Raw genomic sequence first — 355 nt, 5'->3', positions numbered from 1 at the left:
GTGCCGTCCACCGGTCAGCGGCGCCCTGGCCTCCCACGGGCTGGCCCCGCAGTACTCTCGGCGCGATGGGGCTTAGCTTCCGGGTTCGGAACGGGACCGGGCGTGCCCCCCCATGCTCTGGCCGCTGACCGGTGGGCGGCGCCCACCGTTACGGTGCCCGGTGTCTCATCCTCGTGCCCTGGGGGCCGCATGGCGCATAGGAGAGGTCTGACTCGGGGGCATCCTCGTGCCCGGACCGCGCGTGAGCGCTGGGTCCCGCGGGCCGCGAGGTGCGGTTCCGGAAGAGCTCGGGCGATTAGTGCGGCTCGGCTGAGGGCGTCGCCGCCCTTGCACCTGCCGTCTATCGACCAGGTAG

1 rRNA gene is annotated in these 355 nt (G+C 73.0%); it reads right to left on the bottom strand.

The features are described from left to right. Positions 1–12: 12 nt before the first annotated feature. A 5S ribosomal RNA gene (rrf, locus tag ACTQXO_RS08760) occupies positions 13–129 on the bottom strand. Between the last annotated feature and the right edge of the window lie 226 nt (positions 130–355).

The sequence above is a fragment of the Collinsella sp. LCP19S3_D5 genome (assembly GCF_052121415.1).
GTDB lineage: Bacteria > Actinomycetota > Coriobacteriia > Coriobacteriales > Coriobacteriaceae > Collinsella.
This window is presented reverse-complemented; position numbering and strand designations above follow the sequence as displayed.